22 protein-coding genes are annotated in these 23,382 nt (G+C 60.4%); 7 read left to right on the top strand and 15 right to left on the bottom strand.

Annotation, left to right across the window (positions count from 1 at the left end; all coding sequences use genetic code 11):
- Positions 1-3: 3 nt before the first annotated feature.
- The 5 genes from H143_RS22210 to H143_RS0118080 form a co-directional block, all read right to left on the bottom strand.
- Positions 4-687, bottom strand: a complete 684-nt coding sequence (locus H143_RS22210; RefSeq protein ID WP_081627093.1) for a TrbM/KikA/MpfK family conjugal transfer protein — start codon at positions 685-687, stop codon at positions 4-6.
- Between the two features lie 48 nt (positions 688-735).
- The gene (gene pilV, locus H143_RS0118095) at positions 736-1,965 is read right to left on the bottom strand and encodes a shufflon system plasmid conjugative transfer pilus tip adhesin PilV (RefSeq protein WP_155803439.1); all 1,230 of its coding nucleotides are present in this window, start codon (positions 1,963-1,965) and stop codon (positions 736-738) included.
- A gap of 23 nt (positions 1,966-1,988) precedes the next feature.
- Positions 1,989-2,468, bottom strand: coding sequence for a type 4 pilus major pilin (locus H143_RS21740; RefSeq protein WP_081627092.1), 480 nt, complete (start codon positions 2,466-2,468; stop codon positions 1,989-1,991).
- 7 nt (positions 2,469-2,475) lie between these two features.
- Positions 2,476-3,528: a type II secretion system F family protein gene (locus H143_RS0118085; RefSeq protein WP_019939676.1), complete on the bottom strand. Its 1,053-nt coding sequence runs from the start codon at positions 3,526-3,528 to the stop codon at positions 2,476-2,478.
- Positions 3,529-3,681: 153 nt separating this feature from the next.
- Complete coding sequence (locus tag H143_RS0118080) at positions 3,682-5,370, bottom strand: ATPase, T2SS/T4P/T4SS family (protein ID WP_033366865.1); 1,689 nt, start codon at positions 5,368-5,370, stop codon at positions 3,682-3,684.
- Between the two features lie 242 nt (positions 5,371-5,612).
- Between H143_RS0118080 and H143_RS23305 the strand changes: the two genes are divergently transcribed.
- Positions 5,613-5,690, top strand: coding sequence for a hypothetical protein (locus H143_RS23305; protein WP_369751169.1), 78 nt, complete (start codon positions 5,613-5,615; stop codon positions 5,688-5,690).
- Positions 5,691-6,180: 490 nt separating this feature from the next.
- Here H143_RS23305 and pilO2 read toward each other — a convergent pair whose 3' ends face one another.
- The 10 genes from pilO2 to H143_RS0118030 form a co-directional block, all read right to left on the bottom strand.
- On the bottom strand, positions 6,181-7,533 hold the full coding sequence (gene pilO2, locus H143_RS0118070; RefSeq protein WP_019939673.1) for a type 4b pilus protein PilO2: 1,353 nt from the start codon (positions 7,531-7,533) through the stop codon (positions 6,181-6,183).
- Positions 7,534-7,634: 101 nt separating this feature from the next.
- Positions 7,635-8,087: a type IV pilus biogenesis protein PilM gene (gene pilM, locus H143_RS0118065; RefSeq protein ID WP_019939672.1), complete on the bottom strand. Its 453-nt coding sequence runs from the start codon at positions 8,085-8,087 to the stop codon at positions 7,635-7,637.
- A gap of 2 nt (positions 8,088-8,089) precedes the next feature.
- Positions 8,090-9,892 (bottom strand): PilN family type IVB pilus formation outer membrane protein, encoded by a 1,803-nt coding sequence (locus H143_RS0118060; RefSeq protein ID WP_026350212.1) that lies wholly within the window; start codon positions 9,890-9,892, stop codon positions 8,090-8,092.
- Between the two features lie 2 nt (positions 9,893-9,894).
- Complete coding sequence (locus H143_RS0118055) at positions 9,895-11,058, bottom strand: TcpQ domain-containing protein (protein ID WP_081627091.1); 1,164 nt, start codon at positions 11,056-11,058, stop codon at positions 9,895-9,897.
- Positions 11,059-11,101: 43 nt separating this feature from the next.
- Positions 11,102-11,464 carry a hypothetical protein gene (locus H143_RS0118050; RefSeq protein WP_019939669.1) on the bottom strand — a complete coding sequence of 121 codons (363 nt, stop codon included), beginning with the start codon at positions 11,462-11,464 and terminating at the stop codon, positions 11,102-11,104.
- Positions 11,445-11,780 carry a hypothetical protein gene (locus H143_RS23055; protein WP_155803438.1) on the bottom strand — a complete coding sequence of 112 codons (336 nt, stop codon included), beginning with the start codon at positions 11,778-11,780 and terminating at the stop codon, positions 11,445-11,447. Before H143_RS23055 ends, H143_RS0118050 begins: the two co-directional genes overlap by 20 nt.
- Before the next feature lie 507 nt (positions 11,781-12,287).
- Complete coding sequence (locus H143_RS23050) at positions 12,288-12,521, bottom strand: hypothetical protein (RefSeq protein WP_231378518.1); 234 nt, start codon at positions 12,519-12,521, stop codon at positions 12,288-12,290.
- Positions 12,522-12,665: 144 nt separating this feature from the next.
- Complete coding sequence (locus H143_RS0118040; RefSeq protein ID WP_019939667.1) at positions 12,666-13,340, bottom strand: RraA family protein; 675 nt, start codon at positions 13,338-13,340, stop codon at positions 12,666-12,668.
- A 36-nt stretch (positions 13,341-13,376) separates the two neighbouring features.
- The gene (locus tag H143_RS0118035) at positions 13,377-14,348 is read right to left on the bottom strand and encodes a tripartite tricarboxylate transporter substrate binding protein (protein WP_019939666.1); all 972 of its coding nucleotides are present in this window, start codon (positions 14,346-14,348) and stop codon (positions 13,377-13,379) included.
- Positions 14,349-14,605: 257 nt separating this feature from the next.
- On the bottom strand, positions 14,606-15,466 hold the full coding sequence (locus H143_RS0118030; RefSeq protein WP_019939665.1) for an NAD(P)-binding domain-containing protein: 861 nt from the start codon (positions 15,464-15,466) through the stop codon (positions 14,606-14,608).
- Positions 15,467-15,678: 212 nt separating this feature from the next.
- Between H143_RS0118030 and H143_RS0118025 the strand changes: the two genes are divergently transcribed.
- The 6 genes from H143_RS0118025 (at position 15,679) to H143_RS0118000 (ending at position 23,349) form a co-directional block, all read left to right on the top strand.
- Entirely contained in the window at positions 15,679-16,338 is a 660-nt protein-coding gene (locus tag H143_RS0118025; protein WP_026350211.1) for a GntR family transcriptional regulator, read from the top strand.
- A 196-nt stretch (positions 16,339-16,534) separates the two neighbouring features.
- On the top strand, positions 16,535-16,930 hold the full coding sequence (locus tag H143_RS0118020) for a BlaI/MecI/CopY family transcriptional regulator (protein ID WP_019939663.1): 396 nt from the start codon (positions 16,535-16,537) through the stop codon (positions 16,928-16,930).
- Positions 16,920-17,822: a hypothetical protein gene (locus H143_RS0118015; protein ID WP_019939662.1), complete on the top strand. Its 903-nt coding sequence runs from the start codon at positions 16,920-16,922 to the stop codon at positions 17,820-17,822. Before H143_RS0118020 ends, H143_RS0118015 begins: the two co-directional genes overlap by 11 nt.
- Positions 17,819-18,898, top strand: coding sequence for an efflux RND transporter periplasmic adaptor subunit (locus tag H143_RS0118010; RefSeq protein WP_019939661.1), 1,080 nt, complete (start codon positions 17,819-17,821; stop codon positions 18,896-18,898). Before H143_RS0118015 ends, H143_RS0118010 begins: the two co-directional genes overlap by 4 nt.
- Positions 18,899-18,904: 6 nt before the next feature.
- Positions 18,905-21,976, top strand: coding sequence for an efflux RND transporter permease subunit (locus H143_RS0118005; protein ID WP_019939660.1), 3,072 nt, complete (start codon positions 18,905-18,907; stop codon positions 21,974-21,976).
- Positions 21,973-23,349, top strand: coding sequence for a TolC family protein (locus H143_RS0118000; protein WP_019939659.1), 1,377 nt, complete (start codon positions 21,973-21,975; stop codon positions 23,347-23,349). Before H143_RS0118005 ends, H143_RS0118000 begins: the two co-directional genes overlap by 4 nt.
- Positions 23,350-23,382: the final 33 nt, after the last annotated feature.

Raw genomic sequence — 23,382 nt, 5'->3', positions numbered from 1 at the left:
CTCCTAATTGCCACCGGGACTGTGTTCGTTCGCAAATTGCGCCGCTTGCATAGCTTCTAGCTTTGCTTGGTACTGAGCCTGCGCTGCTTGGAGATCCGTCGGATCGGTCCAAAATCCACCTGTTTGGGGTGTGCCGACATAAACTGGCCGAGAGATTCCGCCCTGAATGTATGGGTTGTTGTAATAGGCGCTGCAATACCCTGGCATTGAGTTGCTAATTTCAACCTTACCCAGGGTGCCGCAGTCACCGCCACAACCTCCGATCACGGTCCGGAGAACCCGATTAAGCGTTGCTGAGTCACAACCCAATGAACCGTTGATGATTGCGACGGCCAGGTTGGTCATATCAGGGTTATCTGTGACAGTGGGACATTTCTTGAGCCAATTCAGCCGGTCCTGAAACGTATCAGACCAATTTAGGGCGTTGATACTGTTGAAAGCTGAAATGGCTGGCGCACACTGCGACAAGGCATTGCCACTCGATGATGAAAGACAAATCAGAGCTTCACAAGGTAGTTTCTCGTCGTCTGAAAGACGAGGAGCGGAAGAAAGTAGTGAATTTGTGTTGAGCAAATTCGTGCTTTCGATACCCTGCGCTCTTGCAGACCCGTAGACCAGTAGAGCGCTCGTGAGAGAAATGTATGAAATCAAGAATCTGGCAAGAAAATTTCCCAATATTCGCTTCATGATTTTCTTCCGATTTATTTTTTCGCGTGCTCGTGATTGGCCACGCACTTAATTTCCATTTGGACTCGGTGACCAACAATACCCAGTGGACGCCTGACTGCCATCGGTGAAGACTTCATTAAGACATCCACCTGTGTAGATGTTTCCTGTCGGATAGACATAGGAAACTGGACCATGAGGCCCAAATCCTGATAGAACCTGGCTTATCCATTTGCCTATTGATCTGACATAGGCGTCATTGATATAGAGACTTCCCGCGGGAGATTGAGCCGCTGCATTGGGAGCGCCGCTACCATTCATCGCCAACATCGACCAGCTATTCTGATTGACTTGCAGTGCGCCGGTCATCGTGTCGCCCGCCACATTGACGTAGCGTGCCCATGCGCCTGCAAGACAGACCAGAGCATTACCCGAGGCGTCTTTGGCCATAATGCCATTCGGGGAGCACGATTGATTGATCGTCGCTACCCCATCAATTTGAAGATATTTCCCGACTTCGACGTCTCCTCCTGCAGATATTTTTCCCAATGCCGTCACAGTGGAAGCGTTATTGATCGCGTTATTGTTCATGTCGATCGTAGTATTCATGCGATTGACTTCAGGGTGTCCAGGAACTGCATTGCGGTACAGATAGTCCGCGATCATCCCGGCGTCGTTGGCGAAGAGTCCGACGCAGACGTGTCCTGCGCCAGGCGCGATACCGAAGTTGGCCAGTACTTGCGACCATTGCCCGTTATTACCCATGGCAATTGTGGGACTGGTAGAGAGAACGGTTCCCCCTGCATCAACCTTTGACGCAATTCGAAGCGCGATCTGATCCGCGAGCTGTGTCCCACCCATGGTGCACAGCATGGGTTCGATGACGTTACGAATATTCGCGCCAGACCCCTGTGTTACGTATCGGAGCTGGAGAAGGTAGCTCTGGCCGTATGCGTTCATCGCAGAATATCCGCTGTCCAGGTCTCCGTCTGTCTGCATCATGGCCGGGGTCACGGACGAAGCGGCGCCGTTTAGCGCCAATGAGGTCGTGAGCGTACCGTAGTTGCTTTCAACATAATGCGCCGCGGCCGTGCTCATGGCTTCCAGTTGCGAAGCGCTGGAATTGACACGTAGGGTCTCGGCCGCATAGCGGATTAAAACAGCTGAACCCGTGGCGATGATTATCAAGAGCGCAAGCGCGCCCAGCGCAGGTCCAAGCCAGAAACCAGCCTGACTCGAGAGCTTGCAGGTTGGCTTCGAAGCGCGCGGGCGCATCGGAAATGCAAATAATGATCGCATTGCTCACATACCTGAGTTATGGGCTAGTAGTGCGTGAAGGTCAGGTCCGTATTGCCCGTTCCGTTGCAGGTCGGCATGGAGGCGGTGTCAAAGAGCTTGCTGTCGGCAGCGCGAGCCAAGAAGCCCGAACACGCACTGGGAGGAACGGCGCCCCAGGTGATCTGGACATTGCTCGCCGTCCCGGTCACGGTTACGGGGCCGCCCCACTTGTTAATGACCGTGCCGCCGACGGCCGCGCCCGTCATGTTGCCGAAGGCCTCGGAGGTCTGAAGTGCGGCATTGTTGACGCTGGCGTAGGAGCCGCCTAGCTCGAGTGCGTCGGCGCCGGTAACGACAGATTTGAGATTATTGAACTCGGTATAGATCGTGTATTGGTTGGAGAGAAAGCGGAAAATTCCGCTGCCGAAGACGACCAGTACGAGAACCACCGCCAATGTACCGAGTGCTGGGCCTATCCAGAACCCGCGTTGAGCGTGAAGAGCTTTTTGATTCGAGATTTTCATCAAATGCCTACTTGTAGGAGTGTTGAATGATTTCAAGGAGCGTCACAGCGATCAGCGCGATCCAGATGATGATCCAGGTCTTGGCGAAGGCGTTGAACCGTTTGGAGATCTGCTCGATGAGCTTGACGGTGTCTTCCAGCCAGCCCTCGGCATATTCGATCAGCGCATCGGCCGACCCTTGTAGAGAGCCGATGTCTTCCAGAACCGGTAATGCTTCGCGGTCTGGAAAATTGTGCCCAGCCAGCCGGAGTGCTTGACCGACCTTGTAGCCCTGGCGCACGCCATACATGGCTGCATGAATGCGTGACTTGAGATACGGGTTGGCCGATCTGGCAAGAACCGCCAGAGACTTGAGCACCGGCGAGCCGCTTTTCTGGAGGACGCAATACGAAAAGAGGAACATCGCCCCGTGTATGCGCCGGTAATACGACCAGGGCGCGATGTGGTCGGCCAGAATCCGACCGCGCCCCGTCCAACGCGGAAGCGACAGGATGGCAATCGCGATTAGCGCTATCGGTCCGCAAATCGAGATGAACCAATAGACGTAGACGAATTCGGCGGCGCCGATCACAAAGGCCGCAATCGGAGAGAAACCCGATACACCGCTCACGTTCACGTTCGGCAGTTCTCCGGCCAAACCATAAAGAACCGCCATGACGCCGGCGATGAGAAGAAGGGGATACGAGAAGCCGCTGACCAGAGAGCCCCACATCTGCGTTTGACGCTCGACCAGCCGCTTGGCCATGTCCAGACTCTGTACCGGGTCGCCTGAAACTTCACCGGCCTCGAGCACGGCCAATTCGGATTCAGGAAGCCAGTCGGCGAGCGCTTCATGAAGGGGTTGATCCACCTTGGTCAACGCCTCTTCAGCCACGATGGCAGGGACCGGACGAAAGGCCAATTTCTTGCGTCCCCCGAACCGTTGATATAGCCAGTTGCCGATACGCTGTCTGACAGTCAGGTAGGCGCTGTAGGTATCGCGCATCGACTGCAGGGCGCGCTTTTTGGATCTGCCTGCTTTCTCGTACTGATGCAGCGTTCGATAGAAGTTGATTCTCATTCTGCGTTTGAATGCGCGCTGCTTGGTGAGAATCCTCAAATTTGCCCGCCGCTTGGACGGGACAGACCTATCACGCCGCATGAATTGTGGCCAAGCCATTGGTATTCCTATTTATTGAATGCGATGGCCTCGGCCCGGACGACGCGGCAACGCCTATTGCTTCAGGTTTCTGTCCGCGTCCAGGGGCGACACCATGCGTTCGGCGTCGCTCGGGTCGATGAGCCCTTGATTGATCTTGGCGATCGCGTGTGAGGTTTTGGTCATTCCCCCGCGCTCATGGACCCAGAACTTGCGCATTGCGTGTTCGCCTTCATCGCGAAACACCTTCATGAGCTTCTCGTCTGTTGCCATTACTTCAGCGCAAAGGGTGCGTAGCCGCAGCGCCCCGCGATGGCACAGACTGCAACCCTGGGGATTGCGCAACCTAACCGTCTCGGGCATGCACAGCGCTTCTACGCGCCGTCGCAATCCTGCTTGCAGGTTTGCTGCGCCTTGCTCATAAGGGACCGAGCAAGCCGGACAGACCTGCGCGGCCAGGCTTTGATTGGCAAAGAGCCGGAAGATTTCCGGGTCGCATAGAAAACCCATCTCGATGCCGGCCTCCATCAACCGCACCGGTGCGATGGTCGACGAGCTGGCGTGCAGGCTGCCCCAGGTCAGATGGTTGGTCAGCGCGGACGTGAGCGCCACATCCATCGTGGCCCGCAGGCGAAGTTCGCCAAAAATGACCCAGTTCGGGTTCCACCTGAGGATGGTTTCCCCGGCCTGAACCCAGGCCAGCTCTTCGGCCTCTCGGCCAGCGCCGTTGCGTGAGATGTTCTTGGCGATGGCGCCGACGTAGGGCATCTCGTTCGGGTCTTCCAGCGCATAGATCTTGTTGCGAAAGCGATTCAGGATCTGAAGGTAGCCCACGATGTTGTTCAAAGTCGTGGACTTGCCGCAGCCGGTGGGCCCCGTGAATAAGATGAACCCATAGGGATAACTGGCCGCATCGTAGAGCAGGTCCTGATGTTGTTGCGTGTAGCCCAGCTCGATCAGGCTGCGCGGCTCGCCCATGTCGTAATGCAGCCGCAACTGCAATAGCGGCCGGTCCTCTTCAGTGGGGCCGGTCGAGACGCGGCAGCGATGCAGGCCCAGTCCCTCGAGAAAGACACTGGCAATGCGCGCCGTCTGATCACGGGTCGGATCGTAGTAAGGGTCGCTACGCGCCTCGCACATGGACTCGAATATGGTTCGGATCAGCCGTTTCATTCGTTCGGGCTTAATCCGGAAGCGCCGCTCGATGTCGCCGGCAATGCGGTAGTGAATTTCCGCGTCGCCCCGATAAGGGATCTCGAAAAAGATATCGGACGCTTGAAGTTTTGCGCCCTCGGCAATGATCGAGATCACCTCGGACTCTTCGGCGGTCTTGCGGGCGATATCGATCTCGCTGAGCTCATCGGCGCCGGCCAACTGGGCATTGAGGCGCTGAAGCTCGGAATACGGCACCGTGCGCGTGGTCTTGTAAGGCACGACACGTCCGTCCGACAACGCCTTGCGGCGATCGAGCATCGCCACATAATCCATGACCAGAATGTCCCGCATGGCATCTTCAGCCAGATACAGGACGCCGTTATCGCCCAGGACCACTTTCTGTTGAACGATTGGTTGCGCGTAGTAGGCGTGTCCAGGCCTGGCCGAGAGTATTGACGTGATCGCCTGTTCGGGCCGCGCGATCGGCTTGATGGCGGGTTCTAGCCGAGGTGCGCCGGGCAGCTCTTCGCCCAGCAGTTCCGGGAGGATTTCGGGCGCATCCTGCGCCGTGCCGGCAACCGAAACCTCTGTGGCAACGTCTGTGGACATAGCTATGACGCCGGATTCATCCGAATCCAAAAAGGTGTGTTCCATCTTGAAACCTATTGGCGGCGAGCGCCGAGAACGCCAGGCGCCACAGATTGAGGGGGCATGGGCTGAAGGGGTGGGGATAGATTCGCGCTGCCTGCCCGGGCAGCGCCAGGAGCCCAAGCCAGTGGGGAACTGCCAGATCCTGGCCTTTGCACGGCATCGTTGGCCGGTGTAGGCTTTCCGGGAGCCGCGGATAAAAGATCGAATATCGCGCCGCCGCGTTTGATCTTGACGGCGGCATCCGAGAGCACAGCCACGGTATATCCGCCTGGGAGTGAGTCCCCAATCCCAGCGACCACCGAGTCGCCGCCGTCATAGACGAATTTGGCAACCCAGCCCGCAGCCGTGGCGCGGCGCCATTGGACGTGCGGCAAGGTCGGTGCGACCAGACCCGAGGTCTGGCCGTCGGAATACTGGCTCAGATCGTGGCGCTGCTTGGCCCGCTGCACCATGGCCTTGAGCAGGATTTCGTCTTGCATCACCGCATCGATGTCGCTGACCGTCAGGGGCGGGCGAGGTGTCTCGTCGCCGGCCGTGGCGATCGGTTTCGCGGCGCTGGGTTCGACCTTGTTGGCCAGGCCAACGGAACTGGTCGGAAGGCTGTGCAGGGTGGAGGCGGCGACAGCCTCAGCGGCATGAGCCCGCGGCGCCCAACTCATTGCCCAATACACGAGCAATGGCAAAACGACATAGACCAAGATTCTGCGCAGGATGCTGCTACGCAGACCGGCGCGCTGTCCGATCCTGCAGAGCTGGCGCTGAAGACGTTCACTGACCATAGAGATTTCCTTTGAGACTCCAGTTCAGGTCGCCTGATTCGCCAAAGGCGAGCGAGATGGACTGGATGCGTACGCCGGGGACCGAGAGACCCTCGATCAGGCTGGTGGGGTTGCGCGGGCTGTCCTTGATTTCCCAGGACAGGGTTTGCCAGTTCGGATGCAACTGCCGGGGATCGGCAGCCGTCTTGGGCGGGACGTAATCCGCTGCAAATTGGGATGCGCTGCTTGTCATCGGGACCGATATGAGCCGGTGTTGCCAGTAACTCAGGAAGTCCGTCTTGCGGGCTTGTAAAGCGCCTAGACCGTCGTCCCCGCCTGGCGGCATCGACATGGCCCAGGTGACCGTGGCCAAGTCGCCATCGTTCGAAAAAGCGACCTGTAGCCTGGGAGACCAGGTTGAAATGGCAGATGAAAAGCCATTGGACGTTCTGCCTTGCGTGCGCGCATATTGGGCCGCGACCAGGTTTGCCTCGCAGTGCGCATTGGCTAGCACCCATCCGTCCATGGTCAGGGGGAGAACGCCCAGGCTTTTCGTACAGCGCTGCGCGAAAACGCCCGGCTGGGCCTGGTACGTCCAGGGCCGCGTGGCCGCCAGCTCAGCCGCAGTGACCGGATGCGCAGGCGCTACCGTCTTCTGACGGGCAAGCCGCGATTTCTCGGCCTGATCTGAGGCATAGATCCACCCGCCAGCCAGAAGCGCCGTCAGAACGCAGCCCCAGACGAAATACCGCGCCAGATCGTTCGGCGCGAAAGTGGGACGCTTTTTCAGGCGATGGCTGCGCTTGACGTGCCGCGCCAGAGCGTCGAGGGCATAGGGCTGGGCATCCTTGAAGAACCCCTCGGGCGCATAGACTTCGAAGTCTTCCACGCCCAGGGAGGACTCCAAGGAGTCCCACAGCTTCTGGAAATGCGCACGTGCCTGTACGGCATCAAGGTACTTGTCCGATTGAGGAAGGATAATGTCGTTCATCGCGCCGGTGATGGCGTACTTGCCCGGCTCGACTTCGAAAGCAGCGAGGAATGACGGCCCCAGCGCATCGGCGGCCACAGCGGCCAAGGGAACTGTGCCGCGGCGCGCGCGCGCCCCGCGCACTGCGAAGCCAGCCTGTACGACATCGGCCTGGCGGCGAACGAAGACAGCTTCGAAGGGCTTGCCCGTCTCTTCCCGCTCTCGTTTGGCGATCTTGCGTGCTTCGATCTGGTAGTTCCCGCCATTGGGCAATACCTGCCAGTCCAGGCCGCTCACGAAGATGCGCCGGCCTATCTTGATCGGCGTAATGCCATTGACGGTCTTGAAGACCGTCTGCTTGCTTTCTCTTGCTTTACGGGTGATGAGTCGCATGAGCAATCCTGTTCAAGCCGCGAACTCACGTTCACGGCTTCAGATCAACCGCGAGGGTTTGCGCCAGACCTGGTGAAAGTCAACGCAAGGAAAGCCTTGCGCTATTGAGCCAGCACGATGCTGTTTTCAGGGATCGAAGCGGGAAGCGAGAGCGACGCGCCCATCGCACCGGTCACCAGCACCTGGTGGTGCGCGATACCCGCCAGCCCGGCCGCGCCATCGGTGGAAAAAAGGCGCGTCAAAGCTGGCCGGCCAGAAAGCGGGAAATCGGCCGGGACGAGATACACGAAGCCTCGGCCGCTGTAGATCTGAACTTGAATGCGCGGGTCGAGAAGCATCCAGCTCGGTAACCCCAACGCGCTCAAGGCCACGCTGCCCGACGCACTCGGATGGGCCGACATGTAGGCCTCGAGGGCATTGCGAACGGTCAGCATGGATGCGCCCAGACTGCGCGCATTGGCCTGGGCGCGTTCCTGAGTCAGCTGCTGGGAGGTGTCGGCGGTGATATCTGCGGTGAGCGCTCCGAGAAAGAGCACAAGAACCAGGATGGGCATGACTAGCCCGCCTTGCGCTCGCCAATTCGCCAGCTCTGGTCATTGGCCGCTTGCGGTCCTTGGCTCGTGCTTGCATTGGGCGCCTTCATGATCTGCGGCGAGATGATGATGACCACGACGTTGCGCGACTTGTCGCGTGTGCCCCCGCCGGTGGGAACCCAGTCCGAGACGCCGCCGATGCCCTGCCTGTCGGTTTTCTCGCTCGACTGCTGAAAGTCCGAGATCACCATAGTCTGGCCAGACATCAGTCCCGTGCGCTGCAGGAAGTTCTGGCGATCCACCGAGGCCGAGTAATACGCCGGGATCGTGTTGGTCCCGGTCCCTGGCACTTGAGTCAAGGTCGCTGGCGGGCTCATGTCCAGCGAGAAGATGACCGTGAGCGCCTTCTCATGGATGTCGGCGAACATATCCAGGGCGAACCCGGTCACGACACTGCACATGACCGTGCCTTGGGTCGAACCGACCTGGGCGGTATTGGTCTGCGACAGCCCGCAAGGATATTGCGTCTCGTTGGTCACATGGACCGGCATGGGCTGCAGGTTTTGTGTCAAGACGCCGCGCTGGCGCATGATCGACACGGAACCCTGGGTTGCTAGAGCGCTCAATACCGCCTGGGTTCCGGCGAACTGGCTCGCGGACCCGGTAGCGCTGGTGAGGATGCCAAAGCCGGCCGTGGACGAACCATTCAGGGGCGTAAAGGCATTGGCCAGGGTAAAGCCGACGCCGCGCACGGTTTTCCATACCCCATTCCAATTGATCCCCAGGCTGTCCGAATCCGAGAGGGTGATCTGCGCGACCGTCACATAAAGCATCACCTGCCGGCCCATCTGGGTATTGACGGTGTTCATGTATTGCGCGATCCGGTCCAGCACTTCAGGAGAGTCCGTGACCGTCACGATCCCGATCGAAGGCGAGAGCGACGCTTTGCCGATATTCGGGGTGAGCATCGTATTGATGTTCTGGCTGACCTCGTTGACGAACTTGGACTTGAACGTCATCAATGTCTTTTGCAAGGAGTCGCCCGTCGATTTACTGGTACTGGCGCCGCCGGCCGCGGCTGTGCTATTGGACCCCGAAAGACTTGCGCCGCTCGAGACATTGGTTTCGAAGTCGAGCTCGGAAGAGAGTGGCAGATGAAAAATCCGGGTCTTCAAGTACGAGATCGTCACGTACCCGTCCTGATAGGACCAGTACAGACCCAGCTGCGAGGTCACCACATCCAGGAGGCCCGAGAGCGGCTTACCCAGCCAACGGATCGGCTGGATCTTGCCGTTGCCCGATGTCGTGTATGCGAAATCGCGGGCGGAGCTGCTCGTGGCCATCCGCGCGGCTGCGGGCAGGTTGGGCTGGCCGAGCCCCGGAACGAACGGAGCATTGCCAAGGGGCGCGGCCTGCGCGCTCGAATCCTGGATCGAACCGTTGGCTAATGCCGCCCAGGCGTCTTGCGTTATGCGAACCGGGATCCGGCATTCCTGGGAGACGACCTGCGCGAAGTCGGACAAGCTCATGGGTTCGTCGGCGATGAATCTGAGCGAACAGTCCTGGCCCCTGGGGATGCGAGGCTGCTTTTCCTTGGGTTCGACTATTGGCTGAAGCGACAGCCAGGGCGTATCGGAGTGCTCGATGAGGGGGGGGCCGCTGCGCGCGGCATTGACCTGCGAAATTGCCTTGTCATATTGCGTCTGCGCGCTGACGGCCGAGGCGTTGATTCGCTGATAGGAGCCGCAGCCAGAGAGCGAGGCGACGAGCAGCAGAACTGCCCACCGCATCCAGAATGAAAGGGTGGGATGAACTCGGTTTGTCATGGTTATTCCGTTGGAGTCGTCACCACCAGAACATGATTCGGGTGGGAAATTACTGTGTAGGTGTGATGCTCGCGACGCGCGGCGGCCAGGAGCTGGCAGGCCGCGTCCAGGAACTTGGGCGCCTGGATCGTGAAGGGCGCACCGATTCGAAAGTCTTCCGAGGTATTCCAGACAATCGCCCAGTGCGGCGTTGCCTGTTCGCCCCAGTTGCGCAATGCATCCGAGAGCGACATGCCGGCGCTGGCCGACCAGGTCAGATCAGGGCTGAGCGGCTTAGTCGGCGCGGTGATCGGGCTTACTGGGTCATGCAGCTTCTCGCTAGGAGTGAAATCGCGCATCACAATCGGCCCAGGCATCGTCACTGCACTGGCGGGACGCAATGGCAGTTTGGATTTCGATGCCAACCTAGATAGCGTGCCAGCCCCAGCCAGAAGGCCGGATTCTTGCTCCTCGGGCGGAATCTGAACGGAAGCGGTTGCAGCCATCAAGATCGGGTCGCGCCCGGCCGCATCAAGCGTAAGGGATTGCGTGATGCGGTCTTCGCCCAACTGCTTGGCGCCACTCGCTCGGTTCGATGCGACCAGCGCGCTGGGACTACTTTCTGTGATCCGCTTGGCGCCCCACTGTGCAGGCGTCGGCACGAACTTCTTGGCCGGGTCAGCAGGCTTGTCCGGCTTGGTCGGAACGGAGGCCAGCGTGGCCCCCTTGGCAGAGGCCAAAACGGCCGCGCTGCGCTTAATCTCAATCGCCGCGACATCGGCGGGGGCTTCGGGAATCGGGACCGGCAGCGAATTCGGAGCCGACGGTCTCGCAGAAGTCTGGTCATGCGGCACTGGAGACGTTGCTTTGGCGATCGGTTTCGCTGCTTTGGCTTTGGCGTCAGGGACCGATTTTTCGTGTGCTGGGATGACTGGGGCAGGCGGCTCTGCCGGCCGAGCTGAGGCCGTTGCAACCGTAACAGGGGCCGCTGTCACGCTCGGCGCGCGCGCGGCGATAGGCGGGTAGATCTCTGTCCAAGGGCGCGTATCTGGCTCGACTCGGTTGACCGGTACCGCATTAGCCGCATCGGGCATGGGAGCTTCTTTAGGCGTAAAGCCGCAACCGGCCAGCACACCCAGGAAAATGAAGGCCACCGTACTCGAAGCAGCCATCCGCGTTGAATTCATGTAGTTCTCCGCCGGGCAGTCGAGTCGTTCGGACTTGCCTGGGTCAGGGTTCGGGGGTACCGGGTTTGTGCTGGGCGGGTGCCCAAGGTGTGGTACCCAATCGCTGCAGCTCGGCGTGGACCGTGCGCAGCTCGGCCGGCTTCATCAGGTGCCGCAGCGAGAGCAGCAGCTCGAGCATGAGCGGACGAAGCGCGCCGCGCGAGACGTCATCGTCTGAGGTGTCAACCAGCGCCAGCCGCAACTGCGCGATCTGATCGGCTACCAGATCCTCGCCAGCATTGACCAGGCGCAGCCGGAGGTATTCCGAGAGGCTCAGCCCCAGATCGGCCGCGGCCTTCAGGTAGGACTGGTGCTCGTCGTGGGACATGCGCACGCCGACGAACTTTTCAAGTAAAGGGCCAGACATGGCGTCGCTCCACGATGATGCGCCCGACTTCCTCTGCGAAGGCTCGCTCGAATGCCGTCATACGCATGTGATGCCGCAGCGCTCCATCCTCGTGACGCGCGCAGTGCTGACGGCGTCGTACGTCCCGGAATTCGATGAGGCTTTCCTCGAGCTTGCCCGAGAACCAAATGTGCACCGCATGCCGCGCTGCCCTTTCGGCATCCGGGAAAGTGGCGTCAACACGAACGATGGGGGCTTGTTCCGGGACGATCGGCGTAGGCGCGAGCAGACGCTGGCGGCGGGCAAAGGTTGCCGCCGCAAAAGGTGCGGATTGCATGATGAATTCCTGTAAAGATCCGTCGCCAGACGGAAGGAGAAGAAAAGCGGGCGGGCGGCGAGAAGAGGGCCTGGCGAGACGGTTACAGGCAACCGCTGTGCACTGCAGTTTCCTACTTTGCACATCCCTAATCTGCCACCCAATGGGAATATATCAGCCTAGAGCTACGCTGTACTCTGAAGCCAGTGCCTGTAATTCATGCGGGACTTTTGCGGGATTAGGTAAACCGTTGTGAGGTAAGGTAGAACGCAGTTTGCAGCGAACGCACACCCTAAGTTATTGAATTATCGGTGTTTTATCTTCCCTGGCCTGCATGGGGTGCAAGGGGTCGCGAGTTCGAATCCCGCCGTCCCGACCAGTAGTACCAAGGGAGTTAGTGATGGTAGTCACTAACTCCCTTATTCTTTTGCGGGACTTTTGCGTGACATATTCTTCACGGCCTCTTTTCCAAAATGGTCAGCGAAGGGCTTCTAGTGTCCGTCGCTGATACGCGATTGGCATACTCGATCAGCTTGCAAGGTCCGCGGCAGAGTAGAGAGAGGTAACACTGCCATCGGTATGGCCGAGAATCGCTTTTCGATCTTCTTCAGGTACATCTGCCGCCCGAAGGCGGCGTCCGAAGGTGTGCTTCAGATCGTGCATGCGCAAATGGGCGAATCTCCAATGTGCGGGCCTGTCTTTCTCTTTCTCCCAATGAGCGGCAGCTCGCATGCGTGCCTTCTTTCGGGCCGAGTCGTTCATCCTGTGCAACGGGGAGCCGTTATAGGGGAGAACCCAGTTCTCATCCAGGCCTCACTGGCCCTTGATGAGGGAACGGGCTTTGTCGTTAAGCACGATTACCCTGCCATAATTCGCTGCCGCCACGCTACCCCGGGTACGTTCAAGTTAGGCGTAGATCTTGCAACCAAGCTCTGACAAGCGCTTGTCTACCCAGGACGTATCTAGCGAACCTGTAGCAATGGCAACCATCATTTTTTCCTCAATCGAATGTTTAGCCACCGTTGCTTCATAAATTTCGTCAGCTAGATCATAGGGAACGCAAAGGAGACCATCTTGGTCCCCCAAGACTAAATCACCAGGCTCAATCGTCATTCCATCGAGTGCGATGGATTTGTTAATTTCTCCCGGCCCGTCTTTGTAGGGACCGCGGTGCGTGACACCGCACGCATAGACCGGGAATGAATCCTTGCCTAGCGTATCGGCGTCACGGATGGCCCCATGGATGACAATGCCGGCAATGCCTCGGGACTTGGCATAACCAACCATGATTTCACCAATGATGGCATTGGTCAGATCACCACCGGCATCAACCACGATGACGTCACCGGGCTGAGCCAGATCCAATGCTTTATGCACCATCAGGTTATCGCCAGGACGAGTGCGCACCGTCAGGGCGGCACCAGCCATGATGGCGCCGTCGTGCATCGGACGTAAACGCGCTCCACCCGCGAACATACGTGACATGCAGTCGCTAATGTTAGCTACAGGCAAGGTCTTGAACCGGGCAATGGTTGCCGCATTGACAACTCGCTTTCGGGGATATATTTCGAGTCCGATCATGATTTATCGTTCATCATTTAAAGTTCATCGCCATCATCACTGCGGCTTAATGCCTGCTTCCTGAACCAGCTTGCCAAATAGATCGTTGTCTTTGCGATGCAGTGCGTCCATCTCGGCTGGCGAACTCGACATAGGACTGTAGCCCGCAGCCTCCAGCCTCTTGATCATGGCCGGATCTGACAGAGATGCACGTAGCGCTACGTTCAACGCTTTGACGATACTGTCAGGCGTATGAGCCGGCGCCATCAGCCCCCACCAGATAGGCTGTGTCATATTTTGAAAGCCGCTTTCAGCAAAGGTGGGAACGTTAGGAAGACTAGGCGAACGCTTGCTATCCACCACGCCAATTGCTCGCACTTGCCCGCTCTGGATCTGCGGCAGCAGCGTGGCCACCGAACCGGTATAGACCTGGATAAGGCCACTGTTGAGATCTGGGTAAGCCTGCGACCAACCACGGTATGGAACGTGAGTCATTTTCATACCAGCCGCCTTCTCCCACATGTGTCCCAGCAGATCACCGCTGCCACCAATACCAGGAATACCAAACGTGACCGAACCTGGCTTCTTGCGCGCCGCCGCCACGACATCGGCCAGTGTCTTGAAGGGGGAATTGGGAGCAACCACGAACACGCTAGCCGAACTGGCCACTAAGCCAATGGACTGGAAGCTCTTAAAGGTGTCATAGCCAAGCTTGCGGTAGAGCCAAGGGTTGAGAACAATGTTGTCGGTTTGAACCATAACCAATGTATGGCCATCCGGACGAGCCTGCGCTGCTGAGAACAGTGCTACGTTGCCGCCTGCACCGGGTTTATTCTCCACCACCAGGTTCCAGCCAGTGCGCTTGGAGATATTCCGTGACACTAGGCGTGAGATCAAATCCGTACCGCCGCCCGGCGGAAACGGCGCAATCACCGTGATGACTCCGTGGCTCAGTTCATCTTGTGCCTGGGCGCAAGCGCCTAGGGCAAAAAGGACGACGAAAGCGATCGCCTTCAAAAAATTTCGCATAGTTTGTCTCCGAATAGTTATGAGAAGAGAAAAGCTTCGGCCTAGCCGAGCTAGGCTCGCAGAGGCTTCTTGATCCATTACTTACTACTAGCCGCTAGCAATAAATTTACGAATCGTAGGAACTACATTTGTGTGGGAAATTCTTATTGCTTCCTAGGCCAGTGTTTTGGCATTGGCGCTCACGTGGTCTCAAAAAAACACGCATTAATGCAATATGCATGGTGAAATTGACTGCGTGCAGATGTGCAATTTTTGGATCACCTCATCGTTTCCAAAAGCCATTCGATGGCTTGGTCGACGGTAGGCTCGGCAACAGGAAGCGCCTTTCTATCTAGCGCAAGAACGGTGCTCTGGAAACGCTGCGCCACGCCCGGCATGACAAAGGATTCAAGCCCTTGAGAGATAAGTTCGCTTTGGGCGACATGCACCTCGTGTGCACGTCGCTTCGCATGAACGACATGCGTGCGCACTAACATGTCCATGAAGGAACGCAAGGGTGTCTGGTCAATGTCTGCCAACTGTTCGTATAGCTTGGCGCGTACGCCCTGCTTCTCAGCGCTCATAAGTAGTTCCACAGCAAGCGCTTCCATACCTTTGGTGAACACGCTTCGCAGTATCTTTAGGGAAATGGCATCCCCCGCCTTGCCGTCGACAATGACGTCAACCTTGCCCCCCGCGTGCTCCAGCATGATTTTGATTTTTTCCGAGCCCTCACCGCTGGCTAACAGCGACGTCCGAACCAAATTTAGCGATATGGCCCCCATGATGGCTATGTCTACGTAAGCCACACCAGCGACAGCAGAAAGTGATGCGCCTTCGCGCTTCACTGCTGGACTGGCGGTTGTAAAGTCTGCGACAACCACATCTTTCTGAAGATATGGAAGCGCTTCTCGCAGAACGGGCAAAGACGTGGCGCCTGTCACGCAAGACAGAATGAAATTCGCGTCCGTAAGCCAAACTCCCGGTTCGGTGTGAATGTGAAGACCCGCATCTGATGCCAGCATGCTCGCCGGGACTGAAACATGGGCTTCACACAGACTGACGTTGTAACCGGCTTGAATCAGTGAACCGGCATAACATCGCCCGACCTCGCCCAAGCCGATGATTGCAATGTTCATAGGCGCCTTTCATCAAAAGGAACAAAATCAAAGAATACAATTCAAGTACAAAATTATCAATACTTCCTATGGAATACCCTGGAAATTTCAAATTTATCGCCGAATGAAAACAAAAAAAGATCATTTCTTGATTGAAAGCTGAAGGCTAATGTGAAATTCCACAATGCCTCACGACAACCTAAAATTCCTGCATCTCAATGACTTTCGTTCCGATGCAACACAGTAGAGACAAGGCTTACGAGGTTTTAAGGCAGCGCTTAATAAGCGGGCACTACGCTCCTGGCCACCAACTCAAGGAAGAGCACGTCGCACGCGAATTGGGCTTGAGCCGCACGCCTGTACGAACAGCTTTAAAGCGCCTTGTCGATGATGGATTGGCCACAGATGCCGCAGGTCAAGGCATAAGAGTGGCCGAGTGGAGTGAATGGGATGTCGAGGAGATCTTTCAACTAAGAATGTTGCTAGAGCCGTATGCATCATTTCTCGCCGCAGTCCGCGGGGGAGATGGGCTCATTTCTACGCTTAGGGAAAGCAATCAAGCAATGGCTCAGGGAATTGCGCTAGGCCTGGATGGTGTATCTCAAGTACAAGCAGCTAATCGAGACTTTCACCATGCCTTACTTGAGGCCGCTGGCTCACCGAGGCTGCGAACGATTCTGGAGACGATGATCGACATGCCGATCATCAAGCGTTCGTTCTATATTTGCACCCCACAGGAGTTGGAGCAAAGCCTGCATCATCATCTCGATATGACCTTGGCTGTCGAGGCTGCCGATGGGGAGCTTGCCCGACAAGTCATGCAGCTGCACCTACGCATGTCATATCACCGATTCATGCGCCATCGCACCAACTACAAGCAGGATCCCATCTAAGCGTAAGAGTCCGGGCCGTTTTTCGAATGTTCCCGCTCGCGCCAGGTTGATTGGGCGCGGCGACATAGTCGATTTTGCCCTTGGCAGACCTCTTCAATCACATCGTTGTATTGAGTGTCGCCAACGCCTGCTCGATTCAGGTGTTCGGCTAGGGTTGTGCTTGACAACGCTACGACGTTCGTCGTAATTTTGGCGCATGATTCGCTATCGCTTACCTGCCGATGATCTGGAATATGCCGTGTTGAGCCTGCTCTGGCAGCTTGGCACGGTGTCCGTGCGTATGTTGCACGAGCGCCTGGGCGAGCCCGCGGGGCGCGCTTACACGACCACGGCAAAAGTCGTCGACCGCTTGCGCGAGAAAGGATTGATCGAGCGCAGGCGCGAGGCGGGCGGGTTCGTCTATAGCCCGGCAGTCGATCAACAGGACGTGGAACGCGCCCGGGCACGTCACCTCATGACCCGGTTCCTGGGCGCCGCGCCCCATGCGGCGGTGGCCGCGCTGGTCGATGCGGTCGACGAAATCGACCCGGTACTGTTGGAGGATCTTGAGCGTGCCATCAAAGCCAAGAGGGGGCCGGGCCATGGAACGTGAGTCGTTGCTGACGCTGCTGATGATCCTGTTCGGCGGCCTGGCGCTGCAGCCGTTCGCGATGCTTTCGTTGCGCGCGATGCCTGACGGCGACGCGCGCCTGGCCGAGCGCCACGCATGGTCGTGCCTGTGGCTGCCGGTGATGCCCGCGCTGATGGTCGCCGCTTGGCTGTGCGGCTGGGCGCTGCGCGAACCGGACCCGGTGCACGACCATGTCGATCGCTGGGTGCTGATTGGCGCATGCCTGCCGTTTGCCGTGGTGATCTGGCGCGCCGCGCTGCGAGCGCTTTGGGCGCTCACACGCGATCCATTCGATGCCGGCGCGGGCGTTTGCACCGTCGGCTTGCTGCGGCCGCAAATTCTGTTTTCGCCGTTTCTCGCCAAAACCCTCGACGACGACATGATCGACGCGGCCTGGCGGCACGAGCAAGCGCACGCACGGCATCGGGATCCCCTGCGCATTTGGCTGGCCCAGCTTGCGACCGATCTGCAATGGCCCTGGCCGGGCGCGCGGCGGCGCTTCGATGCCTGGCTGCAAGCGCTGGAGTTGGCGCGCGACGACGAAGCGCGGCGTTTTGGCGCATCGGGTGCGGCGCTGGCGGCGGCCTTGTTGAGCACGCTGAGACGGTCATCCTTTGGCGCTCAGACGTGTGCGCCGTCTGATGGCCCGCCCCTGGGTGCGCATGCCCGCCTGACGGGCAGTCCGCAAGCGCTGCAAAGACGCATCAATCTGCTGCTGGCTCCGCTGGCCGAACCCCATGCCGCCCCGCCCCACGCCCTGACCGGCTTACTGCAACTCGAAGTGCGCGTCATGTGCATGCTGATGGCCGCCGGCATACTCGGCGCGCTCTATGGCGAACGTATCCTGCACCCTCTGCTCGCCTGGACATTTTGAAAAAACACGTACCGAATCTGCGGCGGCGCCTGGCAGCCGCTTGGTTGATGCTTTCCCCGCTTTTGTGCCTGAGCGCCGCAGGCGCGGCGCGGGCCGCGGACCCGTCGCGGCCGGCCGTCGTGACCGTTCAGCCCGAGGCGTTCTCGCCGCAATTGAGCGCCTATGGCCAGATCGTGCCCACGGCCACGGTCAAGGTGCGTGTGGTCGATGCCGGGGTGCTGCGCGATCTGCGGGTGCTGCCGGGCAGCGTGGTCAGCGCCGGCGAGGTGCTTGCGCGGTTGGGCGGCACGCGCATGCAATCGTTGCTGACGCAGCGCGAGACGTCAGCACGCAGCGCGCAGGCGCGGCTCGATACCGCGCGTCGGGCGCTGGCGATCGCGCGTCGTCAGCTTGCAGCGCAGTTGAGTACTCGCCAGGCGGTCGATGCGGCGGCCAGCGAACTGGCGGCCGCGCAAGCGGCACGGCAAAACGCGCAGGCCCAGCTCAATGAGGTCCGGGATCTGGCGGTTTTCAAGGCGCCGATGGCCGGCGCCGTGGTATCTGTGCAGGCCGCCAACGCAGAAGAGGTCATGCCCGGCCAGACGATCCTGACTCTGCAGCCGGCCGGTAAGCTGTGGATTCGCGCCGAATATTTCGGCGTGGCCGCCGGGGCGGTGCATGTCGGCATGAGCGGCCGCTTTGAACCGGCCGGCGGCGGCGGTGCGGTCCAGGTCAAGGTCACCACGGTCGGCGCTTCGCTCGACGCCGACGGCGGCACGCAGGTCGGGCTGAGTCCCGCGCAGACGACTGACGCGGCGCACTGGATGAGTGGCCAATGGGGCACCGTCACGCTCGACGGCGCGCCGCAAGCGATGCTCGCGGTGCCCACCGCGGCGCTGATTCTCGATCGCGGCAACTGGTGGGTGATGGTGCGCACCGCGCACGCAGATCAGCCGCGGCAAGTCGTGCCCGGTCCGACGCGCGGCTGGCAGACCTGGATCGCCTCCGGCCTGCGCCCTGGCGAGCAAGTCGTGGCGCAAGACGCCTTCCTCGAGTATCACCGCGGCATCGCCCACGCCTACCAGCCACCCGACTAAGCCGCCATGGACAAAAACGTCTCGATATCGCGCGTATTGCAACGCCCGATACTGTGGTTGCTCGTGCTTGGCGCGGTGCTGCTCTATGCCGCCTACGCGTTCGTGCAAACGCCGGTGGAAGTGTTGCCGCAGTTCGACTTTCCGCAGATCAGCGTGACCGCGCACCTGCCGGGCACGACTGCCACCGAGCTCGAACGGCTGGTCGTCAATCCGCTGGAGAGTCAGATCCTGACGCTGACAAACCTCGCCAGCGTGCGCTCGACGATGGGCAACGGCACGGTCGAGATCGACGTACGGTTCCGCCAGGGCAGTAACGCGCAGATCGACTTGCAAAGCGTCAACGGCGCGATCGACCGTGCCCGTTCGGACTTGCCCACGCAGACCAATCCGGTGGCGCAGATCATGGGCAACGCGATCAACGAGGTGGCCGACTACACCGCGCGGATTCCCGCCAACGTCGCGCCCGCGCAGCTTCAGCGCGCGGTACGCGCGAACATTGTGCCGGCGCTGCGCGCGATTGCCGGCGTACAGTTCGTGCACGTGTTCGGCGCCGGCGACGAAGCGCTATGGATTCAGCCCGATCTGGACGCGATGCAACGCTACGGCGTACCGGTGACGGCGCTGACGCGGGCGGTCAAGTCGCAGATACTGCTTGAACCGGCCGGCTTTGTCACGATGGGCCACAACGACGTGTTGATCGAGGCGCGGCACCTGCCTGTACATATCGCGCAGCTCGATCAGGTGCCGGTCGCGACGCCCCACGGCGCCATCGCGCTGAGCGCATTGGCGCGCATCGTGCGCGCGGCGGTGCCCACGCACAGCGCGGTGGCGCTTGACGGCCGCCCTAGCATCGCCCTGGTCGTCGTCAAGCAACCGGGCGCATCCACTTTGGCGGTCACCAAGGCAGTCCAGCGCACGCTGGACCAGACGCTGGCGCAGTTGCCGGCCGGCGTTCACTGGGTGCGGACCTACAGCCAGGGGCATCTGGTGCAACTGGTTGGCGCAGACCTCGGCCGCAACCTCCTGATCGGCGCGGTGCTCGCGGTCACCGTGCTGTTTTGGGTGCTGGGCGCCGGGCGCGGGATCATGGCGCTGGCAATGAGCATTCCGCTGTCGTTGGCGCTGGCCATCGCCGCGCTGCACGCGTTCGGGCAAGACCTGAATCTGATGACGTTCGGCGCGCTGACGGTCGCGGTCGGCTTGCTCGCGGACGACGCGATTATCGTGCTCGAAAGCATCTATCAACGTTGGGAACAGGGCGACGCGCATTGGGACGGCATCTGGAACGGGCTCAAGACCATCGTGGTTCCGGATGTCACCGGCACGCTCACCAATATCGCGATCTATGTGCCGCTGCTGTTCGTCGGCGGGCTGGTCGGGCTGTTCTTCATCCCGTTCTCGCTGGCGATGATTCTGGCGCTGCTGGCCTCGCTGCTGGTCTCGCTGAGTTTCACCCCGCTGAGTCTGGGCTTTTTGGGCGCCAGGCCAAGCGCCGGCACGAGCAGCGGCCAGCGCTCGCTGCGACGCCTGCAGCACGCCAACGAGAAGCTCTTTCAATGGGTGTCGCGCTCGCCGCGCACCAGTCTCGCGATCACCTTCGGCGTGCTGGCGCTGAGCCTGGTGGGGCTCGTGCTGGTGCCGATCAGCTTTCTGCCGCTGCCCAACGAGGGGGCGCTGCTTGAATCTTTCACGCTGCCCCCCGCTAGCTCGCTGCTCGACACGCGCTCGGCAGTCGGCACCATTACCCGACGCCTGCTCAAAGACCCGGCCGTTGCGCACGTCTATGCGCGCATCGGTTCGGCCTCGTCGACGTCCTATACCGAGCCGGCCTATGCGGGTGAAATCCAGGTAGTGCTCAAGCCTGGCGTCAGCGTCAATGCGCTGGATGCGATCGGCGAGCGCATCCAGCGCGAATCGCAATTGCCGGGTGTGCAGCTCGCGGTCGATACGCCGACCATCGAACGGGTCGGCGAGAGCCTGTCGGGATTGCCGCAGCCGTTTGTGATTCATGTGTTCGGCAGCAACGTGGCGCGCTTGCGCGAACTCTCGGAACAGATCGCCGCCACGCTGCATCGAATCCCCGCGCTGAGCGATGTATTCAACAATGACGGCTACCCGGTCACGCAACTGCAAATCGAACCCAATACGCAAGCGCTGGCGGTCCACAATATGACACCAGCCTCGCTTTACGCGCAGCTGGACGCACTGATCAACGGCAAAGTGGTCAGCCGCGTGCCCGAGGGCAACGTGCCGCTGGTGCTCTATCTGCGCCTTGCCGATGCGCCGCAGCGCGGCGTGGCGCAGCTCGCGGCGTTGCCGATTCGCACGCCAGGCGGCTGGACACCGCTCGCGCAACTGGCGCGCATCGAACTGGGCAATACGCCCAACCAGATCGAACACATTGCCGGCGCGCGCGCCCTCGACATCCTGGCCACGCCCAACGGGCCGATCGGGAGCACGATCGCGGCCGTGCAGCGCGCGCTGGTGGGCCTGCACATGCCCGCTGGCTACCGCATTTCCTTCGGCGGCCTCTACGCGCAGATAGAACAGGCGGCGCTGGGCCTGCTGGTGGCGGCGCTGGCCGCGTTCGCGATCATGATCGGCATTCTCCTGCTGCAGTTCGACGGGCTGCTGATACCGGCTATTTTGCTGCTCGAGATTCCGCTGGCGCTGACCGGCGGCACGGTTGCGCTGGTCGTCAGCGGCGTGGGACTGAACGCCACCGGCATGATCGGCTTTCTGACGCTGATCGGGATCGGACTGCGGCACAGCATCGTGCTGCTTGACCGGGTGCGGCACAACGAGGCCGCTGGCCTGCCGGTCGAGCAAGCCGTTCGCGAGGCCATCCAGGTTCGCTTTCGCCCGATCATGCTGACCGCGATCACCGCCATGCTGGGGATGCTGCCGACCGCGCTCGGGTTGGGCGAAGGCGCCGCGCCCGAGCAAGGCCTCGCCGTCGTGATTCTCGGCGGATTGATCTGGAGCGCGCTGCGCAGCACTAACTTGATTCCGGCGCTGTACTTGCACTGGCGCAGCAAGCAACTTGCGCGGCTGGCGCAACGCGAGGAACTGGCATGAATGCCATGAACGTTTCGCGCGTACTGCGCATGGGTCCGGCGCTCGCCCTGTGCGGCACACTGGCGGCCTGCGCCACGTATGCCCCCCAACCATTGCCTGGCGCCGTTGCATGGCACGACAACGCCGCCGGCTTGCGCGTGACCACGCGTGATATCGCGTTGCCGGCGCTCGCTGCGCAGCGTATCGATTTGCACGCGCCGCTGCCCATCGCCGCCGTGGCCGCGCTGGCCGTGCTCAACGATCCGCGCCTGCGGGCCGTACGCGACCAGGCCGGTGTGGCGCGTGCCCAGGCTTTCGCCGCCGGCTTACTGCCCGCGCCGACATTCGCAGCCGAGCGCGACATCCCGCAAGGACAGTCGGCTGCGACCACTACCGCCTACAACCTAGGTTTGAGCTTCGATCTCGATCAACTGATCACGCGCGGCGCGGCAGTCGCGGCCGCGCGCGAGCATGTGCGCGAAGTTGACCTTGGGATCCTGTGGCAAGAATGGCGGACCGCTTCGGTGGCCGAACTCGACTATATCGCGCTGGTCGGGTTGCGCGACCGCGACCGCTTGCTCAAGACCCAGCGCGATGCGGTCCTCAGACGCCTGGGACGAGACCGGGCCGCCGCGCTGGCCGGCATCGCACCGCGCACGACGGCCGATGCCGATCTCATTGAATTGACTACCCTGCGGCATAAACTGGCCACCGACGCGCGCCGGCGCGCGGCCAAGCAAGGCGAACTCGACGGCATGCTCGGACTGGCGCCCGGCCAGGTGCTCGAGCTCGCGGGATTGCCTCGCGTGGAGCCCACGGCTGTGCGCGACGCAGCCGGCGCCGTCAATAGGCTGGCTCGGATCCGGCCCGACTTGATGGCGCTGCGCGCTGGCTATGCGAGCCAGGAGCAGACACTGCGCAAAGCCGTGCTGTCCCAGTTCCCTTCCTTGGGCATCACGCTCTCCCGGGCGCGCGACACTTCGAACGTGCACACCTTGGGTTTCGCCATCGACTTCAGCCTGCCAATCTTCAATGGCAGTCCCGGCAAGATTGCCGTGGCACGCGCCACGCGCATGCAGCTTTACGACACTTACCGTTTGCGCCTGCAACAAGCGCATACCCAGGTCGCGCGGATTTTGGTCGATTTGGCGATTCTGGGCGCCGAGCAGTCTACGCTGCGTGCCTCCTTGCCCGCGCTGCAAAGTGCCGCGCGGGCCGCGAATAGGGCGCTGCGGGCCGGCGATATCACCTTGCCTCAGGCACAGATGCAAGACCAAGCTGCGCTGGATCAACGTCTCTTCTTGCAGGCCAGCGAGCAACACATCGCCGAGCAGACGGTGGCGTTGCAGCTTCTGACCGGAGGCGGGATATTTGCCACGGCCAGTGCGCATTGAGTCGTTGGTCAATGCGGTTGCCGCCCGTTCGAC

The organism is Bordetella sp. FB-8 (assembly GCF_000382185.1).
Lineage (GTDB): Bacteria > Pseudomonadota > Gammaproteobacteria > Burkholderiales > Burkholderiaceae_B > Bordetella.
This window is presented reverse-complemented; position numbering and strand designations above follow the sequence as displayed.